A 5,804-nucleotide genomic window follows, 5' to 3' on the forward strand; every position below is an offset into this window, starting at 1 on the left:
GAGAGAAGGTTAAAATATCTGTAAAGGATACAGGTGTTGGTATATCAGAGGAAAATCAAAAGATAATATTTAATAGATTTGCTCAAGTACCTAATTGTGGACTTTTCTCTAAAAAGGGTAGTGGTATAGGACTTACCTTGGTTAAATCTTTAGTAGAATTACATCATGGAACAATAGAGGTTAAAAGTGAGGTTAATAGAGGGAGTGAATTTATAATCACACTTCCTTGTAAACAGGATTAAAAGTTTTACTTAAGGTTTGAAAACATTTTTACGAGCTGTTATAATAGAAAAGTAAAAATATAGGGGGTTCTAATAAAGATCTAGGGTACTGGCTTTATAGAATCGTAAAAAACAGGGGGTATTAAAATGACAATAGAAAGATATGAAGGAACTGGAAGAATGAGTAGGGCTGTAGTACATAATGGCACTATATATTTATGTGGACAAACATCAGGGGATAAAAATCAAGATATAAAAGCTCAAACAAGTGCAGTACTTGAGAAGATAGAAGAGCTTTTAAATAAATATGGATCAGATAAAAATCATATATTATCCACTACAATATACATAAAGGAAATGTCGTTATTTAGTGAAATGAATGAAGTGTGGGATAACTGGGTAGAGAATGGTTTTGAGCCTGCTAGAGCCTGTGTAGAGGCTAAAATGGCAAGAGAGGAAATCCTAGTTGAAATGTCTGTTATAGCAGCGGTTAAATAAAGAATAATCCTATAGAATAAGTTTATGTTCTATGTAGAACTATATATAGGGTTCCTTATCGGATATGAAAAATATACATTGTGAAATGATTGATATTAAAGGATTTTTCACTATGTATATATTAAAATTCAACTTAGGAACCCTATAGAAGAATTTTAAGTTAATAAGAAAAGGTATGGATATTATATCCATACCTTTTATTTTATTCAGATTTAACTTTTATCCAAGCTTCTTCATATTTTTTAATATTATCTTTTAAATAAGAATAATATTCTAGTTCCTTTAAGGATTCCTCATCAGGGTAAGCTACTTTATCTTCTTGCATTTCTTTATCTAATAAATCAAAGGCAGCTTTATTTGTTGTAGAATATCCTATATATTCAGAGTTCTGTTTTGCATTTTCTCCATCAAGTAGGAAGTTTATAAGCTTTTCTGCCTCTTCTTTATGAGGAGCTCCTTTTGGAATACACATAGCATCAATCCAAATATTGCTATGCTTAGGAATTACATATTTGATGTTTGGATTTTTTTCTTGAATTAAAACAGCGTCTCCAGACCAAGCTACAGCAAGAGCAGCCTCTCCGGCAGCCATTCTTTCCTTCATTTCATCTACCATATAAGCTCTAACTAAAGGTTTTTGCTTTATAAGCTCTTCTTCAGCTTTTTTTATCTCTTCATCATTTGTTGAGTTTAGAGAATATCCAAGCTTTTGAAGGGCAATTCCCATAGATTCTCTCATGGAATCATACATTATTATTTGATTTTCATACTTAGGATCCCATAGTATATCCCAATCAGTAACTGGCTCTTTAATTTTCTCTGAGTCATATAAAATTCCAACAGTTCCCCACATATAAGGTGCTGTATATTCATCAGTTTTATCATGAGGAAGTTTAGTAAATTTAGGATCTATATTTTTTATATTAGGTATATTATTATAGTCTAGTTTTTCAAGCATATCTTCACTAATCATTCTTTCAATCATATAATCTGATGGAATTACTAAATCATAGGAATTTGCTCCAGACTTAAGCTTTTGGTACATTTGTTCATTGGTATCGAAACTTTCATAGTTTACTTTTATACCAGTTTCTTTTTCAAATTTTTTTAATAAATCCTCATCAATATAATCTCCTTGATTTAGGAAATTTATTGTAGCTTCCGGGGCTTTTTTGTTACATCCTACAAAAATAGAAGTTATCATAACTGCGCTTATTGCTACTGCTACTAATTTTTTTATTTTATTCAATAGAACCACTCCTTACAATAGAATCCTTTTTATTTATAAATAATAAAAGTATTAAAACTAATAGGAACATTATAGTGGATAAAGCATTTATCTCAGGCTTTATACCACGTCTTGCCATGGAGTAGATCTCTATAGATAGATTAGTAACTCCAGGACCTGTAGTAAAGAAGCTTATTACAAAGTCGTCTATGGACATAGTAAAGGCTATTAAAAAACCGGAAATAATACCAGGTTTTATTTGAGGAAGTATTACCTTTCTCATGGCATAACTTGGAGTAGCTCCAAGATCTAGAGCAGCATCCTCCAAGTTTAAAGGAAGTTGTCTTAACTTAGGTAATACAGATAAAATTACATAGGGTATATTAAAGGTTATATGGGCTAGAAGCATGGTTAAAAATCCAAAGCTTATATCCATAAAGCCCCTTAAAAATATGAATAAACACATTAAAGAAATACCTGTAACTATATCTGGATTCAAAACAGGAATATAATTTATATTTAATAATAGTTTTTTCCTAAAACCTGTACTTTTATGAATCCCTATGGCGCTTACTGTACCTATAATAGTAGCAACTAAGGCTGATATTAGTGCTATACATAAGGTATAGTATAAGGCTGTAAGTATTCTATCGTTATTTAAAAGCTCACCGTACCATTTAAAAGTAAATCCATTCCAAGTAGCCATGGATTTAGAATCATTAAAAGAGAATACTATAAGTACAGCTATGGGAGCGTATAAAAAGAAGAAGATTAATCCTATATAGAATTTAGTTCCTATATTCTCAAGCTTTCTTAGCATATGTTCCCACCACCTTCCTTAGAATCTTTATCATATCTACCCATTATTGCCATGGATATTAGAATAATTATTATCATGAATATAGATAATGCAGAACCAAAGTGCCAGTCATCCATAGTGGTAAACTGTTGTTCTATAAGATTACCTACTAGCATATACTGTCCTCCACCTAGAAGTCTAGATATTACGAAAGTTGTAACTGCTGGCATAAATACCATAGTTATTCCAGAGGCTACTCCAGGAATAGAAAGAGGCAATATAACTTTTCTAAAAGTTTGCCATCTAGTAGCACCTAAATCAGAAGCGGCATTTATTAGATCCTTGTCCATTTTTATAAGAACTGTATATATAGGCAGTATCATAAATGGTAAGAAATTATAAACCATACCAAGAAGAACTGCACCATTATTATAAAGTAAATTAAGCTTAGGTAAACCTATTTTAGTAAGTATAGTATTAATTATTCCATTATTACCTAGTATGGCCATCCAAGAATAAGTTCTAAGTAGAAAATTCATCCACATAGGAAGTATCATTAGAGTTATAACAAGGTTTCTTCTTTTTTCACCAAGCTTTGATACTAAATAAGCTAAAGGATACCCTATTAATAGGCATAGTATTGTTGATATAGCTGCAAGGTATAAGGATAAGCCGAAAACCTTCATATAAGTTATATCGAATACTTTTTCAAAGTTTGCAAGAGTAAAACTATAGGAATCTCCAGTTTTTTGTGTGAAGCTAAAAAATAATACTATAAGTAGGGGGAAGATTACAAATATAAGACTCCATACAAGATATGGAGATGAGTATAGGGTGGTTTGTTTAATCTTTTTCATCTATACATCACTCTCTTTATTTATAATGTGAAGATCAAATGGAGCTATATCCATTCCTATTTCAGTTTGAGCTTCCACACATTTAGTATTATGAAGTATCCATTTAACTCCATCCACTTCTACTTCTATCTCATAGTGAACTCCTTTAAAGATAACAGAAGTAACTCTTCCTTTTATCATTCCCTTATCTGCTTCTACAATTTTTATATCCTCAGGTCTTATAACCACTTGAACAGGAGTATTGTTTCCAAAACCTTTATCAACACATTGGAATACCATTCCTGAGAACTTAACTTTAAAATCCTCCATCATAACTCCAGGTAAAATATTACTTTCACCTATGAAATTTGCTACAAAAGCATTAGAGGGTTCATTGTATATATCCTCTGGAGTACCCATTTGTTGAATTCTACCATTGTTCATTACTACTATAGTATCAGACATGGTTAATGCCTCTTCTTGATCATGAGTTACAAAAATAAAGGTGATACCTAATTTTTTCTGTATTTTTTTTAGTTCTAGTTGCATTTCTTTTCTAAGCTTTAGATCAAGGGCTCCTAAAGGTTCATCTAGCAATAGTACCTTTGGCTCATTAACAAGGGCACGAGCTATTGCTACCCTTTGTTGTTGCCCACCACTTAAGGAATCAATTTTTCTCTTTTCAAATCCTTCTAGAGCAACTAGCTTTAACATTTCTTTAACTTTCTTATCTACTAACTCTTTAGAAACCTTTTTTATTTTAAGTCCAAAGGCTATATTCTCATATACATTCATATGAGGAAATAATGCATATTTTTGAAACACTGTATTTAAAGCTCGTGCATAAGGAGGCACACTACTTATATCATTGTTTTCAAACATAACATTACCACTATCAGCAGTCTCAAAACCCGCTAAGATTTTCAAAGTAGTAGTTTTACCACAACCTGAAGGTCCAAGTAGGGTTAAAAATTCATTTCTTTTTATTTGAAGATTTAAATTATCTAAAACCTTATTATCTTCATAGGACTTAGATATATTTTTCAACTCAATAATGTTTTCATTCAAAATAATAAACACCTCTTTCCATTAAGCTAAAACGTAGGCGGAGTACTTATCCATATAACCTTTGCAGGAGTTCGTCCACTATTAGATATATAATGATTAGCCTTAGGTTTAAAGTAAAAGCTTTCACCTTTTTTTACTTTAACAATCCTTTCACCTAAATGAAGATAAATACTTCCAGAAAGTACATAGCCGAATTCTTCTCCCTCATGGGGATTATCCTCTACAAACTTTCCACCAGGTTCTAGGGTAACCATTATTGGTTCCATCTCATTCTTTTGTGCATTAGGAACTAGCCACATTATGTGGTATTTAAGTTCCGAATTTTCTGTTTCAAACATATCCTCTTCAGAAAAGGCTATTTTCTCCGTTTGATGGTCGCTAAAAAATTCCTGAAGATTTGTTCCTAGAATATCTAGAAGATCTATTAAGGTAGCAATAGATGGAGAAGTAAGGTCGTTTTCAAGTTGTGATATAAATCCCTTTGAAAGTTCACATCTATTTGCTAGTTCTTCTTGAGTTAGCTGTTTTTCGATTCTTAGCCTTCTTATCTTATCACCAATTTGCACATCTACACCTTCTAAAATATATATTTTTATAATCAATATTTCTAAACTTTAAGTTTAAAATTTCTAAACAACAAGAAATATTATATATATTTCTATAGGAAAAATCAATATTTTTTCGAAAAAAAATTTTAGAAATATTACTCTGTAAATCTACTATAATAAAGACTTGAGAAAGATAATGAAAATGATTAGTTTAAAAAAAGGAACTCTATAGTTTAGTATAACTAATCATATAATATTATGCAGATAAATATGATAAATTGCACTGACTAAGAATTTAGTTTACAAATACTAAGAAGTGAAAATGAGAAATATATATTAAGTACTGAGGGGGAAGTAGCTCTAACATAGAAAATTCAAGTGTGAAAGAAAAACTTTAAAAGATAGACTTATAAGGAGCATAGTATATTAATTATAAAAAATTTAGTATAATTTAACTTAATTTAAGAGATTTTAGATTAATTTAAAGAAATTTATATATTAAGTAATAGAATTTAATAAAACTATTTGTAAACTTTTTAGATAGAAATTTTAAAAGGGGCTGTCTCACAATAAAAAGTGAGACAGCCCAATTTTTTTACTTAAAAT

At 30.4% G+C, this 5,804-nt stretch carries 7 protein-coding genes; 2 read left to right on the top strand and 5 right to left on the bottom strand.

The genetic code is table 11. From position 1 onward, the window contains the following. A partial coding sequence (locus AB2369_RS10705; protein ID WP_367666471.1) for a sensor histidine kinase occupies positions 1–242 on the top strand: 242 nt, incomplete at its 5' end. Positions 243–368: 126 nt separating this feature from the next. After that, positions 369–719 carry a RidA family protein gene (locus AB2369_RS10710; RefSeq protein WP_367666472.1) on the top strand — a complete coding sequence of 117 codons (351 nt, stop codon included), beginning with the start codon at positions 369–371 and terminating at the stop codon, positions 717–719. A 202-nt stretch (positions 720–921) separates the two neighbouring features. Here AB2369_RS10710 and AB2369_RS10715 read toward each other — a convergent pair whose 3' ends face one another. The 5 genes from AB2369_RS10715 to AB2369_RS10735 are packed head-to-tail and all read right to left on the bottom strand — an operon-like array spanning position 922 to position 5,216. Then, on the bottom strand, positions 922–1,968 hold the full coding sequence (locus AB2369_RS10715) for a PotD/PotF family extracellular solute-binding protein (RefSeq protein ID WP_367666473.1): 1,047 nt from the start codon (positions 1,966–1,968) through the stop codon (positions 922–924). Continuing rightward, positions 1,961–2,767: an ABC transporter permease gene (locus AB2369_RS10720; RefSeq protein WP_367666474.1), complete on the bottom strand. Its 807-nt coding sequence runs from the start codon at positions 2,765–2,767 to the stop codon at positions 1,961–1,963. Before AB2369_RS10720 ends, AB2369_RS10715 begins: the two co-directional genes overlap by 8 nt. Beyond that, positions 2,761–3,603: an ABC transporter permease gene (locus AB2369_RS10725; protein WP_367666475.1), complete on the bottom strand. Its 843-nt coding sequence runs from the start codon at positions 3,601–3,603 to the stop codon at positions 2,761–2,763. Before AB2369_RS10725 ends, AB2369_RS10720 begins: the two co-directional genes overlap by 7 nt. Then, positions 3,604–4,653 carry a spermidine/putrescine ABC transporter ATP-binding protein gene (gene potA / locus AB2369_RS10730; protein ID WP_367666477.1) on the bottom strand — a complete coding sequence of 350 codons (1,050 nt, stop codon included), beginning with the start codon at positions 4,651–4,653 and terminating at the stop codon, positions 3,604–3,606. A gap of 23 nt (positions 4,654–4,676) precedes the next feature. Continuing rightward, positions 4,677–5,216: a helix-turn-helix domain-containing protein gene (locus AB2369_RS10735; protein ID WP_367666476.1), complete on the bottom strand. Its 540-nt coding sequence runs from the start codon at positions 5,214–5,216 to the stop codon at positions 4,677–4,679. Positions 5,217–5,804: the final 588 nt, after the last annotated feature.

This window comes from Clostridium sp., from assembly GCF_040797585.1.
Lineage (GTDB): Bacteria > Bacillota > Clostridia > Clostridiales > Clostridiaceae > Clostridium_Z.